This window comes from Pseudogulbenkiania sp. NH8B, assembly GCF_000283535.1.
GTDB lineage: Bacteria > Pseudomonadota > Gammaproteobacteria > Burkholderiales > Chromobacteriaceae > Pseudogulbenkiania > Pseudogulbenkiania ferrooxidans.
Window position 1 is genome coordinate 1,898,663 of the sequence record NC_016002.1, and the last position, 19,026, is coordinate 1,917,688.

The 19,026-nt window shown below is 64.4% G+C and carries 19 protein-coding genes; 8 read left to right on the forward strand and 11 right to left on the reverse strand.

Annotated elements, in window-relative coordinates; translation table 11 throughout:
• The first annotated feature begins 189 nt into the window (after nucleotides 1-189).
• Nucleotides 190-555: a PA2779 family protein gene (locus NH8B_RS08810; protein ID WP_008954017.1), complete on the forward strand. Its 366-nt coding sequence runs from the start codon at nucleotides 190-192 to the stop codon at nucleotides 553-555.
• A 42-nt stretch (nucleotides 556-597) separates the two neighbouring features.
• Here the strand turns inward: NH8B_RS08810 and NH8B_RS08815 are convergent, their stop codons facing one another.
• On the reverse strand, nucleotides 598-1,503 hold the full coding sequence (locus NH8B_RS08815; protein ID WP_014086971.1) for a DMT family transporter: 906 nt from the start codon (nucleotides 1,501-1,503) through the stop codon (nucleotides 598-600).
• A gap of 144 nt (nucleotides 1,504-1,647) precedes the next feature.
• Between NH8B_RS08815 and NH8B_RS08820 the strand changes: the two genes are divergently transcribed.
• Entirely contained in the window at nucleotides 1,648-2,520 is an 873-nt protein-coding gene (locus NH8B_RS08820; RefSeq protein WP_014086972.1) for an AraC family transcriptional regulator, read from the forward strand.
• Nucleotides 2,521-2,695: 175 nt separating this feature from the next.
• On the forward strand, nucleotides 2,696-3,334 hold the full coding sequence (locus NH8B_RS08825) for a cysteine hydrolase family protein (RefSeq protein WP_014086973.1): 639 nt from the start codon (nucleotides 2,696-2,698) through the stop codon (nucleotides 3,332-3,334).
• Nucleotides 3,335-3,405: 71 nt separating this feature from the next.
• Here NH8B_RS08825 and NH8B_RS08830 read toward each other — a convergent pair whose 3' ends face one another.
• Together NH8B_RS08830 and NH8B_RS08835 are read right to left on the reverse strand one after the other, a co-directional pair.
• Nucleotides 3,406-4,269, reverse strand: coding sequence for a patatin-like phospholipase family protein (locus NH8B_RS08830; RefSeq protein ID WP_014086974.1), 864 nt, complete (start codon nucleotides 4,267-4,269; stop codon nucleotides 3,406-3,408).
• Nucleotides 4,270-4,367: 98 nt separating this feature from the next.
• The gene (locus NH8B_RS08835) at nucleotides 4,368-5,090 is read right to left on the reverse strand and encodes a ferredoxin--NADP reductase (protein WP_014086975.1); all 723 of its coding nucleotides are present in this window, start codon (nucleotides 5,088-5,090) and stop codon (nucleotides 4,368-4,370) included.
• A gap of 504 nt (nucleotides 5,091-5,594) precedes the next feature.
• On the opposite strand from NH8B_RS08835, the gene NH8B_RS08840 reads away from it, so the two are divergent.
• The 3 genes from NH8B_RS08840 (at nucleotide 5,595) to NH8B_RS08850 (ending at nucleotide 8,964) form a co-directional block, all read left to right on the forward strand.
• The gene (locus NH8B_RS08840) at nucleotides 5,595-6,971 is read left to right on the forward strand and encodes an MFS transporter (RefSeq protein WP_014086976.1); all 1,377 of its coding nucleotides are present in this window, start codon (nucleotides 5,595-5,597) and stop codon (nucleotides 6,969-6,971) included.
• Nucleotides 6,972-7,136: 165 nt separating this feature from the next.
• Nucleotides 7,137-8,117 carry a LysR family transcriptional regulator gene (locus NH8B_RS08845; RefSeq protein ID WP_014086977.1) on the forward strand — a complete coding sequence of 327 codons (981 nt, stop codon included), beginning with the start codon at nucleotides 7,137-7,139 and terminating at the stop codon, nucleotides 8,115-8,117.
• 157 nt (nucleotides 8,118-8,274) lie between these two features.
• Complete coding sequence (locus NH8B_RS08850) at nucleotides 8,275-8,964, forward strand: ceramidase domain-containing protein (protein ID WP_014086978.1); 690 nt, start codon at nucleotides 8,275-8,277, stop codon at nucleotides 8,962-8,964.
• On the opposite strand, the gene NH8B_RS08855 is transcribed toward NH8B_RS08850, so the two are convergent.
• The 3 genes from NH8B_RS08855 to NH8B_RS08865 all read right to left on the reverse strand — a co-directional run bounded on the left by NH8B_RS08855 (nucleotide 8,961) and on the right by NH8B_RS08865 (nucleotide 10,950).
• Nucleotides 8,961-9,374 (reverse strand): PaaI family thioesterase, encoded by a 414-nt coding sequence (locus NH8B_RS08855; protein WP_014086979.1) that lies wholly within the window; start codon nucleotides 9,372-9,374, stop codon nucleotides 8,961-8,963. The genes NH8B_RS08850 and NH8B_RS08855 overlap by 4 nt on opposite strands.
• A 193-nt stretch (nucleotides 9,375-9,567) precedes the next feature.
• Entirely contained in the window at nucleotides 9,568-9,975 is a 408-nt protein-coding gene (locus NH8B_RS08860) for a hypothetical protein (protein ID WP_014086980.1), read from the reverse strand.
• A 177-nt stretch (nucleotides 9,976-10,152) separates the two neighbouring features.
• Complete coding sequence (locus NH8B_RS08865; protein ID WP_014086981.1) at nucleotides 10,153-10,950, reverse strand: helix-turn-helix transcriptional regulator; 798 nt, start codon at nucleotides 10,948-10,950, stop codon at nucleotides 10,153-10,155.
• 172 nt (nucleotides 10,951-11,122) lie between these two features.
• Here NH8B_RS08865 and NH8B_RS08870 point away from each other — a divergent pair, with 172 nt between their 5' ends.
• Nucleotides 11,123-11,938: a carbon-nitrogen hydrolase family protein gene (locus NH8B_RS08870; RefSeq protein ID WP_014086982.1), complete on the forward strand. Its 816-nt coding sequence runs from the start codon at nucleotides 11,123-11,125 to the stop codon at nucleotides 11,936-11,938.
• Nucleotides 11,939-12,004: 66 nt separating this feature from the next.
• The gene (locus NH8B_RS08875) at nucleotides 12,005-13,336 is read left to right on the forward strand and encodes an APC family permease (protein ID WP_014086983.1); all 1,332 of its coding nucleotides are present in this window, start codon (nucleotides 12,005-12,007) and stop codon (nucleotides 13,334-13,336) included.
• Between the two features lie 135 nt (nucleotides 13,337-13,471).
• On the opposite strand, the gene bluB is transcribed toward NH8B_RS08875, so the two are convergent.
• The 5 genes from bluB to cobJ all read right to left on the reverse strand — a co-directional run bounded on the left by bluB (nucleotide 13,472) and on the right by cobJ (nucleotide 19,021).
• A complete protein-coding gene (bluB, locus tag NH8B_RS08880; RefSeq protein WP_014086984.1) occupies nucleotides 13,472-14,125 on the reverse strand; it encodes a 5,6-dimethylbenzimidazole synthase in 654 nt (217 codons plus the stop codon).
• Nucleotides 14,122-15,426 carry a cobyrinate a,c-diamide synthase gene (locus NH8B_RS08885; protein ID WP_014086985.1) on the reverse strand — a complete coding sequence of 435 codons (1,305 nt, stop codon included), beginning with the start codon at nucleotides 15,424-15,426 and terminating at the stop codon, nucleotides 14,122-14,124. The genes bluB and NH8B_RS08885 overlap by 4 nt, the downstream gene beginning before the upstream one ends.
• Before the next feature lie 3 nt (nucleotides 15,427-15,429).
• A complete protein-coding gene (gene cobO / locus NH8B_RS08890) occupies nucleotides 15,430-16,032 on the reverse strand; it encodes a cob(I)yrinic acid a,c-diamide adenosyltransferase (protein ID WP_014086986.1) in 603 nt (200 codons plus the stop codon).
• A gap of 338 nt (nucleotides 16,033-16,370) precedes the next feature.
• Nucleotides 16,371-17,480 carry a CobW family GTP-binding protein gene (locus NH8B_RS08895; RefSeq protein ID WP_014086987.1) on the reverse strand — a complete coding sequence of 370 codons (1,110 nt, stop codon included), beginning with the start codon at nucleotides 17,478-17,480 and terminating at the stop codon, nucleotides 16,371-16,373.
• A complete protein-coding gene (gene cobJ / locus NH8B_RS08900; RefSeq protein WP_014086988.1) occupies nucleotides 17,477-19,021 on the reverse strand; it encodes a precorrin-3B C(17)-methyltransferase in 1,545 nt (514 codons plus the stop codon). The genes NH8B_RS08895 and cobJ overlap by 4 nt, the downstream gene beginning before the upstream one ends.
• Between the last annotated feature and the right edge of the window lie 5 nt (nucleotides 19,022-19,026).

The window sequence follows — 19,026 nt, forward strand, 5'->3', positions numbered from 1 at the left end:
GGCCAGGAAAGCGTGGGCCGGGCCGGCCACCGTGCCTGGTTGAAGGGAAGGTTGGCCGAAGATCCAGAGGACATGCCTTGGGCATTTAAAAGGAATTGGCGGATTGTCATTGCGCTGCCATGTGCCACACTGAAACAAGCGGAAAGGGGGCTCGCTGACGGGTTTCAACTCTTGTTCAGGAGGTGTGAAATGTCTGTTTCCATTGCCAAATACCTTGGTACCGCGCTGTTGGCGTCATGCCTGGCGGTGCAGGCCCCGCTGGCCCGTGCCGGCATGGTGTCGACCGAGCAGGCGGCTGCCGCGCAGCAGGCCCAGCAAGCCCAGGCCGATCGGGAAAAAGTGAGGACCTTTCTTGATCGGGCAGAAGTCCGTGACAAGCTGCAGGCCCTTGGCGTGCAGGCCGCCTTCGCCAAGGATCGCGTCGATTCAATGACCGATGAAGAAGTCACCACTCTGGCTCAACGCATCGATACGCTCTCGGCCGGTGGCCGGCTCAGCAATTACGACCTGATCGTGATTTTGCTGATCGTGCTGATCATCGCCGTCATCGTGTAGTTTTTCCCGATTTCGTTTGGGGTAACGCCAGCATGGGGCGGCTCAGGCTGCCCGGCTGGTGACGGGGGCCGCTGTGCGCCGGGTAGGCTGACGGAATACCAGCACGTTGCCGGCCAACACCAGAATCAGCCCCGCCAGCGCGAGCGGCGTCCAGCGATAGCCCTCCAGCCACACCGACACGTTCAGCGCCACCACCGGGAACAGGACGGTGCAGTAGGCCGCGCGTTCCGGGCCGAGCCGGCCGACCAGCATCAGGTAGGCGGTGAAGCCGATCACCGAGCCGGGAAGGGCGAGGTAGAAGAGGGCGCCCAGGTAGTGCGGCGAGGTGTCGAGGGTGAGCGGCAGGCCGGCGGCGAGGCTGCCCGCGAGCAGGATCAGCGCGCCGGTCAGCATGGCCCAGGCATTGGTCTGCAACGGCGTGTGGCCGAGCGCCTGCAGCCGGGCCGACAGCAGGTTGCCGGCGGAGAAGCACAGGGTGCCCAGGACCGATAGCCCCAACCCGAGCAGGGTGCCGCCGTCGGTGCTGTGGCCGGCCAGTTGCGGCCAGAACAGGGTGGCGATCCCGGCCAGCCCCAGCGCGCCGCCCGCCATCACCTGCGGGGCAATGCGGCGCTTGAGGATCAGGCGCGCATTCAGTGCGTTCCACAGCGTGGCGGTGGAGAACACCACGGCCACCAAACCGCTCGGCAGATAGTGGCTGGCGTAGTAAAAGCACAGGAAATTGAAGCAGAACAGCGTCAGCCCCTGCGCGGCGATCAGGCCGAGGGCGGTGCCGCGCGGACGACGCAGCTGGCCACGCCAGGCCAGGATGGCGAACAGCGCCGCGGCGGCGAGGAAAAAGCGGTAGGCGATCGAGAGCGGAATCGGAACCGGCCCCAACTGCACCTTGATGGCGATCCAGGTGGTGCCCCAGATCAGCACGGTGGAGAGGTAAAGCAGGGCGTTCATGGCGATGGCTCCGGGGGAGGGACAATGGCGCTAGTTTCACCGAACCCGGCGGAACGGGATTGCACATTCCTGCGCTTTTTTGGTGCCGAGCGATGCCGTATAGGCCGTCAGGCCGTACACTGACGGCATCGAGAAAGCCACATCATGCCCCGCACCACCCTACCCGTTTACGACACCCTGACCCAGACCCGCGCCGAACTGGAGCGCAGCAGCACGCTCGGCGACGGCCTGTCGGTCGCGCTGTGGCAGCGCAACCAGCTGGAAGACACCGTCTACAGCCGTCCCGGGCACCATACCTTGTCGCTCTACCTCGAAGGCGGTTTCGACATTCGGCGCCGCGACCAGCCCGGCCGGCGTGGGGCGCCGGACAAGCTGTGCATCCTGCCCGCCGAACACGAATCGGATTGGCGCGTCAGCGGCCCGATCCGCTTTCTGCACCTGTACTTTGCCCCCGATCGTTTCGACGCCCTGGCACTGACCCTGCTCGACCGCGAGGCGCGCGACCAGCAGCTCTACGACCGCACCTACATGGACGACCCGTGGCTTGCCGCGGTGTGCCGGCAACTGGCCGGTCTCGATTGGGACGATCCGCATGGCCGGCTGGCCGGCAACGCGCTCGGCCATGAGGTGCTGGCCCACCTGATGCTGACGCAGACCGGCCGGCGCCGCACGGTGACCGTGAGAGGAGGGCTCGCCCCGGCGCAGCGCCGCCGCGTGCAGGAGCTGATCGAAGCCCGGCTCGACAGCGTGTTGACGGTGGGCGAACTGGCGGCCGAGCTGGCGCTGTCGGAGTACCACTTCGCGCGCATGTTCCGCGCCTCGTTCGGCCAACCTCCACATGCCTGGATCTTGCAGCGTCGCCTGCTGCGCGCCCGGGAGGCGCTGGCGGGAGGGGATCAGGCGCTGGTCGATATCGCCGCGAGCTGCGGCTTCGCCAGTGCCAGCCACCTGGCCAACCGTTTCCGTGCCGCGCTCGGCGTGACGCCCGGCGAGTACCGGCGCTGGGCGGGGAGATAGGCTCTCGCCCGGCCTGTTGATCGCCCTGTAGCGCGCTTGGCGATACACACGAGGTGTCGCCTCTGATCACCCTGGCGCCATTGCGTGGTGTCGGGGCCTCCGCCTGCACGGCAAGAATGATCGCCATGGCCGGACATCGCCTGTCCGGCCCGTCTTTGTTGACCAGGAGAGAGACATGACCGCTTCCATGAAACGCGCGCTGATCGTCATCGATGTGCAAAACGAATATGTCACGGGCCACTTGAGGATCGAATACCCGGCGGTGGAGTTGTCGCTGAGCCATATCGGCCAGGCCATGGACGCCGCGCGTGCGGCGGGCATACCCATCGTGGTGGTGCAGAACAGCGCGCCGTCCGGTTCGCCGATCTTTGCCCGCGGCTCCGACGGCTGGGCGTTGCATCCGGTGGTGGCCGGCCGTCCCGCCGAGCATTACGTGGAGAAGACCCTGCCCAGTGCCTTTGCCGGCACCGATCTGGAAAGCTGGCTGCGCGAGCAGGGCATCGACACGCTGACGGTGGTGGGCTACATGACCCACAACTGCGTCGATTCGACGGTGAAGCAGGCGCTGCACACCGGGTTTGCCGTCGAGGTGCTGGACGACGCCACCGGCTCGGTCCCGTATTCCAACCGGGCCGGCCTCGTCAGTGCGGAGATGATCCATCGCACCTTCATGGTGGTGTTGCAGTCGCGTTTTGCCAATGTGATGGATACGGCCACCTGGCTTGCCGCGCTGGCAGGGCAGCCGCTGCCGGAGCGCGAGTCGATCTACGCTTCCAACCAACATGCGCTGCAAATGAGAGCGCGCATGGCTTGATGTCGGGTATCGGGCGCTGCCAAGCGCGCATCGGCTGCCATGCCCACGCTGTGCCGGCATGGCAGCCGAAATCAGTCGACATGCGGCCGTAGCGCGCCGGGAATCCTTTGTCGCGTCATTCCTCCGCTCTCCAGCCAGCGGCGCGTGTTCTCTGCCGCGCGCTCGATCAATTCACGAGCGCGCGAGAAATCGTAGGGCGATACCGACAGGGGACACAACGGCGGCACCGTGATCACCTCAACCTGGCCGGTGAGCTGCTCCAGATCACGAACGAGTTGATGCGCGATCAGCAAGTTAAGCGCATGCAGGGCGTTGGCAATGACCGTTGCGGGTGGCGCTTCGAGGGCGCAGGCAAAGCCGGTGGGGAGCACGACCAGCCGGCTTGCCCCCAGTTCGACTGCCGTCATGATGGGCGTGTTGCTGGCGATGGCGCCGTCAATCAGATACGTTTCCCCGACTAGAACCGGCGCAAAGGCCGCCGGTATCGCGCAACTGGCAAGGATCGCCTCGATGGCAGGACCGGAGGACAGCCGCACTGAGGCGCCACTCAACAGCTCGGTGGCCGTAATGTGTATGGGGATGGCGGCGTTCTCCAGGTTCCGGTAGGGAAGGTGGCGCTCAACGAGATGACGTAACCCTCCCGAATCGACCAGAGACGGCGACTCGAAAAACAGGCCGACGAGGTGACGCAAGGTCAGCGGAAATATTTCCTGGCGTTGCAGCCCGCACCAGATGCTTTCCAGGCTGGCCACTCCAGCCGCTGTCGGATTCCCAGCAAAATAGGCACCGTTCAGGGCTCCCACCGATGAGCCCACCACCAGTTCAGGCTGGATGCCGTTCCTCACCAGCTCCCGCAGCATCCCCACCTGGATGGCGCCGAAGCTGCCACCGCCAGCCAGTACGAAAGCGGTTTTTCCCGAGGTGCTGTTTGTCATTCAGGGTTCCCTCCGCTGTGATTTGGGGGGACCCCATCCCGAGCGACGGCGAGAGCGCCAGGGGTGAGGCGGGTATTCGGAATGCGTGTTAGCGACTCTCAGTACCCGTAGAACTCTTCGGTGCGGATATCATCATCATCGACGCCGGCAAGATTCAATACCCGGTGCATGTCCTCGACCATCGCAGGCGGTCCGGCAAGGTAGCAGATCGGTGCCGGAAGCTCGCTGATGACCCGTTTCAACAGCGTCTCGTCAATCTTGCCCGCTTCTCCCGTCCATGGCCGGCTGGATTGCTCCATCTGCGTCATCGTCGCCACCAGACGGAAGTGATGGTTCCGTTGTTCAAGCGCTTGCAGTTCGGCGAGAAAGGCGGCGTCCTCCGGCCGACGATTGGAATAGATCAATACCAGGCGCTGTGCTAACCCGTCCTGCACCGCTTGCCGCAAGATGCTCATGAACGGCGTAATGCCAATCCCGCCCGCAATAAAGACGGCCGGCCGCGCACGATTGTTGTGGAGGGTCAGCGATCCGAACGGCCCTTCGATCCGGATGGGCGACCCGATTGCCAGCGACTTCAAGGCACGCTTGAACGCACTGTCGCGCATGCGCGTGGTAATGCTCAGATGCTCTTCGAACGGCGCGCTGACGATAGAGAAGGCATGGCGGGCGCTTTGTGGATCGGCAGCCGGTGGATCGACGAGGACGACGTCCATCGCCTGACCGGGCTTGAAACTGAAGCCTGGCGGTTTTTCAAAATGAAACGCCATAGTGCCCTCCACGATCATTTCGTGGCCTTCGATTCTTGTGTCGTAAGCACTCATTTTGTGGCTCCCATTGGTCGATGAATCTTGCCGTTTGCCCTGGAGGGCGTTGGTGTGCGGTTATTTCAGATTTGGCCACTAAAGGCTATTTGTCAATAATTATATGATTTAATATTTTGATATGGCTCGAGCACCCTGACGGTTGGTGGAGCTACTTTTAGTCATGCACTGCACGCCAGTGACCGACAGGAGATAAGACGCGCCTTATGGCGCGTTAATGAAGATCCTCGTTTGCCGAATTCGGCCTCGAATGCGCACCATGCAATGTGGCGGCGTTCGAGCAAGAGGTGCGTCTGGGAGGGTTCTCCTGAGAGCCTGTTCACGATCTGTCGCGAGTGCCCCTCAGTGATCGATTCGCACGTAGTGCATGGGCCCGATCCGTGGCGCGCAGCGCGATCGTGAACACGTTCTGACGCGCGCTGGAGTGGGGCAGTGCTGCATCCCGGCTCCCCGATACACGCGGCCGAATAGAACATAATAGTAGTACTGGAGGAGAAAAAAATAATGTTATCGCTCGAGAAGAAAGTGGCTGTTTCTGCCGCTACCCGCGCGGAGGAAGCGTCCGTGGCGTTCAAACGGCGCTTCATGATCAGGATGATCGCCGTCCTTGCGGGCGGGATGTTTCTGGACGGCTACATCCTCGGGATCGTCGGCCCGGTGGCCGGCAAGATGACCGCCGATCTGGGCATCTCGACCGTCTGGGAGGGCTTGATCGCCGCCGGCGCGTTGTTCGGCATCCTGATCGGCTCCCCGCTGGGAGGCTGGGCCGCCGACAAGTACGGGCGCAAGCCGCTGTTCATGATCGACATGGCGCTGTTCGTGATCTCGTCTGTCATGCAGTTGTTCGTCGGCACCATGCAACTCGCCATCGACCCCCACCAGCAAATGTTCGTGGTGCGCCTGTTGATGGGCATTGCGATCGGTATCGAGTACTCGGTCGGCTGGCCTCTGCTGTCGGAGTTCGCGCCGACTCGGCTGCGTGGGCGGCTCCTGGGCCTGACCGTGATTGCCTGGTACGTCGGGTTCATGGTCGCCTTTGCCGTGGGCCACGTGCTGAATGAGTGGACCGACCTTGGCTGGCGGACCATCCTCGGCACGAGCACCTTGATCGCCGTGGTCTTGTTCCTCGCCCGGATCGGCATGCCGGAGTCGCCGCGCTGGCTGTGGAACCAGGGCCGCAAAAGCGAGGCCCGCAGCATCGCTCACCGGTATATGGAAAGCGCCGCCGATACGGCCGATGTCCAGCACGAAGACACCCGCAAGGGCACCTTCGGGATGCTCTTCTCCCGTCAGTACTGGCGGGCCACGCTGTTCGTGTCGATGTTCTGGTTCTGTGCCGTGACCCCGTACTTTGCGATCGCCACGTTCGCCGACAGCGTGCTGAAGCAATACGGTCTCGGTGGCGGGCTCGCCGGTGGGATCGGGCTTTCCGCTCTCGCTGTGGCCGGGGTGGTGACCACGGTTCTGTTCATCGACAAGGCCGGCCGCCGCGTGTTGACCGTACCGCCGCAGTGGCTGTGCACTGCATTCCTCGCGATCATCGGCCTGTGGGCGGATGCGCCGCCGCTCGTCGTGCTGGTCCTGTTCCTCGCCTTCTCCTTCTTCAACGCGGGGTATAACACGCTGACCAGCATCTACCCGGGCGAGGTCTTCCCGACCGAGATTCGCGGGATCGGGACGGGCTTCGCGGCCTCCGTCAGCCGGATCGGCGCCGGCCTCGGCACCTTTCTGATGCCTTGGTCCATGACCAACCTCGGCGCTTCGACGTCGATGTTGATCGCCGCTGGCATTGCCGCCCTCGGCGCGGCATTGTCGCAGTGGCTGGCCCCCGAGACCAAAGGAAAAAGCCTCAGCGAAACCGCCGCCGGGTATTCGCACTAAGCGGCACGTGAGGTGCCGCAATCCGGCCCGCCGGCTGCATGATTCCTTGACGCAGAATCGGTCAGGAATCATGCAGCCGCTTCTCAGTGGTACAGCGCCCTTTGCGCGTCTGAAAAGACGCGCATCGCTGTTGTCGATGATCCTTCGGGCGACTATTGTTGCTGCATGCTGCTCAAACGCCGTTATCTTCCCTCCCTCGGTTCGTTCGCCACTTTCGAAGTCGCGGCGAAGCATCTCAGCTTTACCCTCGCCGGGAACGAGCTCAATGTGACCCAGGCTGCCATCAGCCAGCAGATTCGCGGCCTCGAGAAATCGCTTGGCGTTGCCTTGTTCGTCCGCAAGCACAACAGCCTCGAACTGACACCCGATGGTCAACGGCTGTTGACGGCGGTCAGTGGCGGGCTGGACGTCATTTGCGACGCGATCAACGACATCAATGCGCCGTCCGATCTTCCCGTCATCACCTGTTCGGGCACCAATGCGGCGATCGCCTGCTGGCTGAAATCCTTCACGGACCGGTTCCGTGCCGAACGGCCGGACGTCAGGTTCGTTCTCCTGGCCTCGGACGAGGACGACACCTTGAGGAACTTCGACGAGGTCGATCTTTCCCTGATTTGTGGAAACGAGCGCTGCGAGATCGGGGAAAACCTCTACTATCTCTTCCCAGAAATCGTCCAGCCGGTCTGCAGCCCTGCCTACCTGGAGCGCCACGGGCCGTTCCCGGACGCCCGAAGCCTGGGGCAGGCGGATTTGCTGGACCTGCATCGCAAGCATTGGACTTCCGATGCCATTGGCTGGCATCCGATCACCTGGGACGATTGGTTCCGGGCGAGCGGCCTCGATGTGCCGCACTTTTCGCCCATCATGATCAGCAACAATTACCCGCTTCTGTTAAACGCGGCGGTCAACGGAGAGGGGATCGTTCTGGGGTGGCATCACCTCGTTAGATCGCTGGTGAACGAAGGCGCACTCTGCCCATTGTTCGATACCCCGCTGCGCGTGGATCGGGGGTACTACTTGAAAGTGAATCGGGCATCTCTGGACAAGCCGCATGTGCAGGAATTCATCGATCTCATCCTCGCGGATCTTGCAGCGTCCGAACAAGAACGCCAACCCGTCGGAACGGGCACTCGGCATGCCCTGTGAGCCGGCTTGACCCGTGTGAAAGGGGGTGGCCCGAGTTCAGCCTTGAAGGCCCACCAGGGGTAAATGGGCGGGATCGATGGTGGAAAGCGCACGGTCACGGTGCTTTCATCAAGTCCGTCTAGAGTGGGTGTCTTTCCATCGTCAGGCGGGGGCGCCCGTGGCTTATGTCGATTTGTACTGCGAGCGGATCGCACCGGGTTTGCTCGGCGAGCCGATCAATACACTGAGCAATCTGGCATTTTTTGCCGCTGCCTGGTGGGTGTGGCATCACGCTGCGATGGCGGGGGCGGGCTCGGGCCGGGCGCGCTGGCTGGCGGGGTTGCTGGCGTTGATCGGCGCCGGCAGCTTCACCTTCCACGCTTTCGCCACCGGTTGGGCCGAGTGGCTCGATGTGCTGCCCATCCTCTTGTTCCAGCTGGTGTTTCTCTGGCGCTATTTCCGCGATATCGCCGGGTGGCGGCGCGTTGCGGCGGGGATTTTCCTGGTGGGTTTCGCCGCCGCCGGGGTCGAGGCCGGGAATTATCCGCAATGGCTGAACGGTTCGCTGTCCTACCTGCCGGCGCTGCTGGTGTTGCTGGGCATCGCCGTCTGGCATGGCCGGACCGGTCGCGCGGGCTGGAAGTCGCTGGCGGTGGCGGGTGGCACTTTCGTGGTGTCGCTGTTTTTCCGCTCCGTCGACAATGCCGTCTGTCCCGCCTTCGCCATCGGCACGCATTTCCTGTGGCACTTTCTCAATGCCGTGGTGCTGGCGCTGGCGGTGCGAGGGTGGATGCTGGGGGTGTCGGGGGCAGCGCTGTCCGGTCGCCTCGGCGGCGTCGCGGGACGCCGTGTAGGCGAGCCGTTCTAGTCGCTGGTGATCTGTCCGGCCGCGCGCGGCGCCAGCAGCTTGAAGGTGCCCATCGCCTTGGCGACGAGCCCACCCGCCGCATCGCGGATTTCCCCTTCGCAAAATACCAGGGACGAGCCGGCGCGCAGCACCCGGCCTTCGCAGTCCAGCACGCCGTTGGCGGGCTCCAGGAAGCTGACGTTCAGGTCGACCGTGGCGACGCCGGTCGCATTCGGGCGCGTGCCGCGGGCGGCGGCGGCCAGCGTGACGTCGAACAGCGTCATCAACAGCCCGCCGTGGCCGTTGCCGGCGGCGTTCAACAGCGGCGGGGTCAGTTCGACGCGTGCCCGCGCAAGGCCGGGTTCGCGTTCTACGGCGACGATGCCGCAATGCTCGATGAAGGGGCTGTGGATGCCGAAGAAGTCGCTCATGGGTGGTTCCTGTCGTACTGATCCGGAGGGGGGAGAAATCGGCTGAGCGGCGAGAGCCTGTTTACGATCTCGCGAGCTAGAGCGAGACAAGGCAAAAACGGCTGAGGAAGCGGCGTTTACCCGTGGTAAATGCGCATTCCGAAGACGTTTTTAACGCCGTATCGCCGACGCGCAGCAGATCGTAAACAGGTTCTCAGGGCTTGGCGCCGCCTGTCTTCAGCAGTTGGTAGTCGCCCAAAACGCCGTCGGCCTGTTGCAGGAGGTCGCGCAGGGTGTCGGCCGGGGTGAAACTGTCGAAGTTCAACGCCGGGTCGAGCGCCAAGAGGGCGCGGCGCGCGCTGGTGCAGACGTCGACCGCGGCGTTGAAGTCGGCCGGGCCCAGCACCTTGCCGTTACGGATCTTGCGGTAGTGCACCCGGCACATTTGTAGATATTGGCGGGCGGTGTCGTGGGCGTCGAGAGCGCCGGCGTTCTCCAGCTCGGTGAACGCTGCCAACAGCGCCTGGCAGGCTTGCTCGGCGCGCGCCAGGCGCTTTTCCAACGCCAGTCTGGCGTCGCGACTGGGATTGGCTGCGGACAATTTCTTGGGTTTGGCGGCCATGCGCTGACTTCCTGTAGGGTGGGGCTCTCGCCGCCGTGTAGGGTGGAGGGGCGCATTGTACCGCGCCTTGCCAGGCTAGACACCCACGGCGCGACGTCGAACCGACTCGCCGTAGTGGGGCTCAAAGGACCTCTTTTGATGGCTAACCTTCGGCACGGTCAAGCGGATTCGCCGGTCTCAGCGCTGCTGGGCCTGCAGAAAGATGGAAAACAGCTCGGATTGCGAATTGATGCCCAGCTTTGCGTACAGGTGTTTTTTGTGCGCACGCACGGTCTCGACCGAGATCGCCAGCTTCTGCGCGATGCCCTTGCTGGAGTAGCCGCCCAGCATCAAGCGGCTGACTTCCAGTTCACGAGCCGTCAACGCGGCGTTTTTCCACTCGGCCATCGACTGTTCCAACTCTTGCTGTCGGTTGCCCGACATCATGGGTGAAGGGGTCGACAGCGTCGTCAGTTCGAAGTGGTAGCGCTGGCGCAGCAGACTGACCACCCATGGCTGGATCCGGCTCAGGGTGGCAATCTCGGCCGGGATAAAGCGCCGCGACGACCCCAGCGACAGACAAAGGGTTTGCCCATGTCCGAGGGGACAGTTGAACTGAATTTCGTCCTCGACTACGTTCAGCCGGAAATAGCGCTGGTAGTACTCGGTGAAGCGGAACCGGTCCGGTGCCACCTCGTCCAGCCGTACCAGGCCGGCCACCGCCTGTTCGCGGCTGGCCACGTAGAACGGGTCGAGCAGGTACAGGCCTGCAAGATAGTCTTGGAACAACTGGTCCACGCCGCCATCGGCCTCCGGATTCTCGGCAAAGACCTGCGGCGCCTGGTCGGCCTGAAATAGTAGCGCCACCCAACTGTCGAAACGCACGTAGTCCCCCAGTGTTTGCACCAGTGCTGCCCAGAAATTCGGCCGGTCCAGCCGATCGATGAGGCTGCCCAGCGCCCGGTGCCAAGAGATATCATCAAGATTCAATCCCACCCGTATCCCCCTATCTGGTTACCCCAACCGCGGAATATCCAACCGCATGCGCCGGGCTGATACTGATATCAAGGTATCTCCGCGGCGCGCCCTCACCCAAGGCCGCTGTCCAGCCGGGCTGGCCGTGTGTATACCCGATCGTGAACTATTTTGCACCTCCAGGAGTTACTTCATGCGTATCGAGTTAGCCCAGCTTCCCTGCCAGGATGGCGACGTCGCGGCCAATCTGTCACAGGCGCTGACGGCCATTGCCGACTGTGCACCAGAGACCGAGCTGATTGTGTTTCCGGAAACCTTTTTGATGGGGTTCCCGGACGAGAGTAACGTTGCGTTGCTGGCGCAGCCGCTGGATGGGCCGGCGCTGTCGGCGATCCGTCAGGCGGCGCGCGACAAGGGCGTGTCGGTCGCCATCGGGTTCGCCGAGGCGGCCGAAGGCCGCTTCTACAACACTTCCGTCTTGATCACCCCCGAGCGCATCGCGCTCGCCTATCGCAAAACCCAGCTCTGGCCGTCCGACCGCGGTGTGTTCTCCCCAGGCAATGAACTGGTCTGCTGCGAATGGAACGGGGTTCGGGTTGGCTTCCTGATCTGCTACGACATCGAATTTCCGGAGACGGCGCGCGCCCTGGCTACGCTCGGAGTGGAACTGTTGATCGTCACCAACGGCAACATGGACCCGTACGGCCCGGTGCACCGCCGCGCGATCATGGCGCGCGCCCAGGAAAACCAAGTGTTCGCGGTGATGGTGAACCGTTGTGGCGCCGGTGATGGACTGACCTTTTGCGGCGAGAGTGCCGTGATCGACCCGTTCGGCAACGTCGTCGCCGAATGCCGTCAGCAGCCCGAGCAACTCGGCGTTGAACTGGATCTGAACCGGCTAGCCGCCAGCCGCGAACACTACGACTACCTGGCCGACCGGCGCATCGCACTGGCCGGACAGGTGGTGGAGAAGCCCGCCGGCGTGCGCGCATTCGTGATTCCGGCCTGAGCGAGTAGCGCATCAACGCAAACCCGCCTCAGAAGCCGGGTTGCCCAAGAAATAGAGGATGTAATCATGAAGCAAACGCATTTGACCCGAACCCTCACGCTTAGCTCGGTGGTGCTGTTCGGGCTTGCCTACATGACGCCGATCATCGTGCTCGGCACCTTCGGTATTCTGGCGCAGCAGACCGGCGGCATGGTGCCGGCCGCCTACGTGGTGGCGCTGATCGCCATGCTGTTTACCGCTTACAGCTACGGCCGGATGGCAGCCGCCTATCCGACCGCCGGCTCCGCCTACACCTACACCCGCAAATCGATCAGCTCCAAGCTCGGCTTTCTGGTCGGCTGGGCGGTATTGCTCGATTATCTGTTCCTGCCGATGGTGATCTGGCTGATCGGTGCCTCCTACCTGGCATCGGCGTTTCCGGCGGTGCCGATGCCCGTGTGGATCGTCGCCTTCATCGGCGTGACCACGCTGATCAACATCGTAGGGATCAAACTGGCCAATACCATCAATTACCTGATGATGCTGGTGCAGTTTCTGGTGCTGCTGGCGTTTGTGGCCTTGTGCATCCATTACGTCGGCGGCGATGCGAGCAAGCCGTTCTGGAGCCTGGAGCCGTTCTACCGGCCGGACCTGCAACAGCCGATGATAATGGCCGGCGCGGCGATCGCGTGCTATTCGTTCCTGGGCTTCGACGCCGTCACCACGCTAACCGAAGAAACCCGCGACCCGCGCCGCACCATTCCGCGCGCCATTCTGCTGATCACGCTGCTCGGCGGAGGTATCTTCATCGTGGCGGCCTACTTCGTGCAGATAGCCCATCCGGGTACGCAGTTCGCCAACGTCGACGCGGCGGCATTCGAGATCGCCAAGAACATCGGCGGCGACGTGTTCGTGTCGATCTTCCTGATCGGGCTGATCATCGGCCAATTCGCCTCCGGCCTGTCGGCTCAGGCCAGCGCCTCACGACTGCTGTACGCAATGGGGCGCGATGAGGTGCTGCCGAAGCTGTTCGGGCAACTGAGCGAGCGCTTCCAGACGCCGATCAACAATATGTTGGTGTGCGGAGCGGTGGCGCTGTTGGCGCTCAAGATGGATGTCACGACCTCGACCTCGTTTATCAACTTCGGCGCGTTCCTGGCATTCACCTTCGTCAATCTGTCGGTGATCTTTCACTACTACCTCGGCCAAGGGCGGCGTTCTCCGCGTGATTTCGTGCTGTATTTCGCCTTTCCGCTGTGCGGGGTGCTGGCCGACCTGTGGTTGCTCTCGAACCTCGATCGCCGCGCGATCATTCTGGGGCTGGTGTGGCTGTGTAGTGGAATCGGTTATCTGGCCTACCTGACCGGCATGTTCCAGCGCGACCCGCCGGAGATGGACTTTGTCGAGCAGGAAGGGTAGGCGCGCAAGTCGAGCAACAGACCTGGATTTCGGTTCGGGTCTTTTTGCGTGGGATGACTTTGGCCTGCGCGTTGGGGTGACCCCACGGCAGGCCTGGACCACTTGGGGATGTAGGGAAAAGACGGCGTCGGATTTTTATGTGCTCACGGCCTTGTGGTCCCAGCCATTCTCGAAAACCAGTTCCTGCAGCGGCCGGCGGCTGGCCCAGTGTTCCTGTTCCAGCATCGGTTTTTCGTAGAAGGCGTCGACGTGGCCCAGGCAGAGAATGGCCACGGCCTTGGCGCCCGGCGGCAGTTGCAGCAGTTCGCCCAGCGCGGCCGGGTCGAACAGCGAGACCCAGCCCAGGCCGAGGCCTTCGGCACGGGCGGCGAGCCACAGGTTCTGGATGGCGCAGGCGACCGAGGCGAGGTCCATCTCCGGCAGTGTGCGTCGGCCGAACACGTGGCGCTCGCGGCCGTCCATCAGCGCGGCGACCAGCACTTCGCCGCAATCGAGGATGCCTTCCACCTTGAGCCGCATGAATTCGTCCTGGCGCTCGCCGAGCGCTTCGGCGGTGCGCACCCGTTCGGCTTCGACCAGGGCATGCATGTCGCGGCGTAGTTGCGCGTCACTGATGCGGATAAAGCGCCACGGCTGCATGAAGCCGACGCTCGGCGCGAGATGCGCGGCCTGCAGCAGGCGGGCGAGGACTTCGGGGTCGACCGGGTCGGGGCGGAAGTGGCGCATGTCGCGCCGTTCGCGGATGGCGCGGTAGACGGCGGCGATTTCGGGGTCGCTGTATCGATTCATGGTGTGAAGAGGCGTGCCGTGGCGATGGGGTTAGACGGGAAATAGGCGTGCAAATAGCTCGCCACGATGCTGCCGTGGCGATACACCGCTTCGCCCGGTGCCGTGCCGCTGGCGCGTCGGGCATGGGTGAGCGGGGCGAGCGGTGTGGTGAGGCTCGAATAGTGGAAGGTGTGGCCGCGCAGGGTTTCGCCGTCGAGTTCCACCGACTGCAAGCCGAGCCCAGCGAGGCGCCGGCCCAGCGTGGCGTGGCCGGGCAAGAGTCCGAGCAGGTTGCCGGTGTGGCCCTGTTTGTCGGTGAGCGCGTCGAGCAGGTAGAGCATGCCGCCGCACTCGGCGTAGAGCGGTTTGCCGGCGGCGACGTGGTCTCGCAAACCGGTTGCGGTCCGAAGGTTGGCCGAAAGCGTGGCGAGGTGCAGTTCCGGGTAGCCGCCCGGCAGGTAGACGGCGTCGGCCTCCGGCAGAGCGTCGTCGGCCAGCGGCGAGAAGAACGTGAGTTCGGCGCCGAGCGTTTCGAGCAGTTCCAGGTTGGCGGGGTAGACGAAGGAGAAGGCCTGGTCGCGGGCGATGGCGATCTTTACGCCAGAGAGCAGCGGCGGCACGGCTTCGGCCAACGTTGGCCGAAAGGCGACCGGCGGCGGCAGCGCGGTGAGGTCGGTGGCGGCGATCTGCGCGGCGGCGGTCTGCAGGCGCGCTTCCAGATCATCGATCTCCTGCGCCTGCACGAGACCGAGGTGGCGCTCCGGCAGGCTCATGGCGTCTTCGCGCATCACCGTGCCGAAACAGCGCAGGCTGGGCGGCAGCGGCTGCAGCAGCATTTCGGCGTGGCGTGCGCTGGCGACGCGGTTGGCCAGCACGCCGTAAAAAGGCAGGCCGGGGCGGAAGCTGGCCAGCCCGTGCGCGACGGCGGCGAAGGTCTGCGCCATGCCGGTGGAGTCGATCACCGCCAGCACCGGCACGCCGAAGGTTTGGGCGAGATCGGCGCTCGATGGGGTGCCGTCGAACAGCCCCATGCTGCCTTCGATCAGGATCAGGTCGGCATCCCCCGCCGCATCGTACAGGTGTCGACGGCAGTCGGCTTCGCCGGTCATCCACAGGTCGAGCGAATGGACCGGGTGGCCCGACGCGCGCTCGAGGATGTAGGGGTCGAGAAAATCCGGCCCGGTCTTGAACACGCGAACCTTGCGGCCCTGGTCGCGGTGGTAGCGCGCGAGGCCAGCGGTGAGCGTGGTCTTGCCCTGGTGCGAGGCTGGGGCGGTGAGGAACAGCGCCGGGCAGGGGCGAGCCTTCGGTGTGCTGGGCATGGTTTAAAACTCGACGCCCTGCTGCGCCTTGATGCCTTGTTCGCGGTAGGGGTGCTTGACCAGCTTCATCTCGGTGACCAAATCCGCCGCCTCGATCAGCGCTTCGGGCGCGTGGCGACCGGTGACCACCACGTGCAGGTCGGGCGAGCGCGCGGCGAACACCGCCAGTACTTCGTCGAGCGGCAGGTACTCGTACTTCAGCACCACGTTGAGCTCGTCGAGGATCACCATGTCGTACTCGCCGCTCTCGATCATGTGCCGCGCCTCGTCCCAGCCCTTGCGGGCGGTGGCGATGTCGGCATCGCGGTTCTGGGTGTTCCAGGTATAGCCCTCGCCCATGGTGAGGAAGTCGCAGTTGTCGAAGCTGCCCAGCAAGTCGCGCTCGGCGGTGTGCAGCGCGCCCTTGATGAACTGCACCACGCCCAGACGCATGCCGTGGCCGACCACGCGCAGGCCCATGCCGAAGGCGGCGCTGCTCTTGCCCTTGCCGGTGCCGGTGTTGACGATCAACAGCCCCTTTTCCTTGGTGGCGGCAGCCTTCTTCTTCTCGAAGCCGGCCTTGCGCCGCTCGGTCATGCGCTGGTGGGAGGTCGGGTCGGTTTTCATGAGGGATTCTTCCTTAGCTGTTATACGCTGCTTGCATAGCCGACGTTGTGTGGCGCCCATCTCCCGTTGGGCCGCGCCGGTAAAAAAGCTTTGGGCGAGGTTTTAAGCCGCCGCCTGTTTGAGCCATTTGACGCTAGCAAATGGCGAGTTCGGCGGTGCCTCGCACGAAGCTTTTTTGTCGGGATTTCGAGGCGCGTCGGGTCGCCTTTTCTTTCGTCTATTTCTTTTGGCGAAGCAAAAGAAATAGACCCGTTTGCCGGGCGGAACCGGCCCTAAAACAACGCCCGCCGTGCGGGCGCAACGCCTGTTTTGATGTTTTCTCTTTTGCTAGCAGTACCTCAACGCCACATCGTACCGGTCAGCTCGCACAACTGCTCCACGATGCGCGGCCGGCTCGGGTGGTAGCCGATGAACACCAGTTGCGCCTGTTTCGCCGGCGTCGCGTCCGGCTCGTGGCTGAGCTCGATGCGGCTGCGCACGCCCTGCACCAGGAGCCGGCCGGCGCCGTCATGCGGCGGGGCAAAGCCCTTGATGCGCAACAGCGGCTCGCTGCGGGCGATGGCGGCGACGGCTTCGCGCAGCGTCGCGGCGTCTTGCGCTTCCTTGCTGCGGATCATGAACGACTGCCAGCCCGGGTCCTGCTCGTGGAAGTGCTTGTGCGTCGTTAGACCGTGGCTGTGTGCGCCCAGTCCGCTGTGGCTGTGGCCGTCGAGCAGCCCCTGGTTGGCGAGCGGGCGCATGGCGAGGCCCGGCATGGTCGCCACCGGGCCGTAGTGGCGGTGCGCGGTGTTGGCCGGTTCGTGCAGGTGCAGGCCCAAGGTTAAACGTGTATCAAGCTTGGCGTCGTAGGCGAGCTCGATGAAGCGGATCGACGGCGCCAGGGCGCGCACGCGGGTTTCCGCCGCCAGTAGCGCCTCGTCGTCCAGCGCGTCGATCTTGTTCAGCACCACGATGTCGGCGTTGGCGAGCTGCATCTCGAACAGCTCGGCGACTGAGGCATCCACGGCCTGTTCGGTGCCCGAAGGTTGGCCGAAGCCGCCGTCCAAGAGCAGCGGGGTGTCGACCACCGCCAGCGTGGCGTCGAGCACGAAATAGGGCGCCAGCGCCTCGCCCTGCAAACGTTCCATGACGGCGGAAGGCAGGGCCAGGCCCGAGGTCTCGATCAACACGTGGTCGATCACGCTGCGGCGCTCCCACAGCGCCAGCATGGTGGGCAGGAAGTCCTCGTCGTCGTCGTAGGCGACCAGGCCGTGCGACAGGTCGTGGATTTCCACCTCGCCGCCCTCGCCGCGCAGCAGCGCGCCGTCGATCGACACCTCGCCGAATTCGTTGACCAGGATGGCGAGGCGCCGCTGTTTGCTGTCACGAATCAGATTCGACAGCAGCGTGGTCTTGCCGGCGCCGAGAAAGCCGGTGACCACGGTAACGGGAATGCGGGGCGCGCTCATGCCGGCAGCTCCTGCAGGGCACCGAGCACGGCGGCGAAGTCGGACGCCAACGCCGGATAGTCGACACGGGGGCGCTCGACCACGATCAGTGGAATATTCAGCGCGGCGGCGGCGTCCGCCTTGGCCCGGTAGCCGCCGGCGTCGCCGGAATCCTTGGTCACCACGCAGTCGATGCCCCAGTCGTGCCACAGCGTCTCGTTGGCAGCCTGCGAGAACGGGCCTTGCATGGCGACCAGATGGGCGCGCGGGATGCCGGCATCGATGGCGCGTTGCAGGTGTTGCGGGTCCGGCGCCAGGCGCACGAACCATTGGCGCTCCACCGCGCCCTCTGCCTTGACGAAGCGCACCAGGTCCTTGCTGCCGGTGGCGAGGAAGATGCGCTGGCCGAGTTGCATCGCCAGTTGCGCGGCGTCGTCCATGGTGGCGACGCGGTGTGCCGTGTCATGGGCGATGGCAGCACCCGGGCGCTCGTAGCGCAGATAGGGCAGCGCCAGCTCGGCGGCGAGCGCGATCAGTTGCTGCGACATGTCGCTGGCGAACGGGTGCGTGGCATCGACGATGGCACGCGCGCCGGTTTCGCGCAGCAACTCGCGGCGGCGCTCGACGCCGAGGCGGCCGGCGACCGTGGTGAGGCCGGGGCAGTTCTGCGCCACCAGCTCGGCGCCGTAATCGGTGGCGCTCGACACGACGACTTCTTGGCCGGTCGCGGCGATCTCGCGCGCCAGGGCGTTGCCGTCGCTGGTGCCGGAGAACACCCACACCGCGCCCTCGGGCAGCGCGTCGGCCTTCACCGTATCCGGCGTGTCGTCCCAGTTGCCGTAGCCGCGCGGGGAGAAGATCCAGTTGCGCTTGCGCTTGGTGAAGCGGTTGCCGATGACGATCGAGGTCAGCATGTTGAAGCGGCGCGTGCGCAGCTCGGCCAGGGTCACCACCTCGACCGTCTGGCCTTCGCGGTAGGCGTTGTGCACGATGCCGCACAGCGTCTCGGGGCGCTTGTGTTCCAGCATGATGTCGAGGATGCGGTACACGCCTTCCTGGCGCTGCTTGCTTTGCACGTTGTAGAACACCGCGGCGAGGTCGGCCTCGGCGATGTGGCGCGCGCGTTTCTCGATCCACTCCCACGGGCACAACAGGTCCGACAGGCTCAGCGTGGCGAAGTCGTGCGACAGCGGCGCGCCGAGCAGCGAGGCGCAGGCGTTGGCCGAGGTGATGCCGGGGATGAGCTGCACGTCGAAAGTGTCGGTTTCCAGCATGTCCTCGTAGGCCAGCGTCGCCATGGCGTAGATGCCGATGTCGCCGCTGGAGATCAGCGCCACGGTCTTGCCGGCACGTGCCTGTTCCAGCGCCAGGCGGGCGCGTTCGCGCTCCTGGGTCAGCGGCAGGGTGCGGATGTCCTTGCCGGTGATCCAGGGCTGAATCCAGGTGAGGTAGAGGTCGTAGGACACGATCACCTCGCTTTGCGCGAGGGCGTCCTTCACCATCGGCGGGATCAGCTCGGCGGTGCCGGGGCCGACGGAGACCAGATAGAGTTTGCCGTTCATCAATG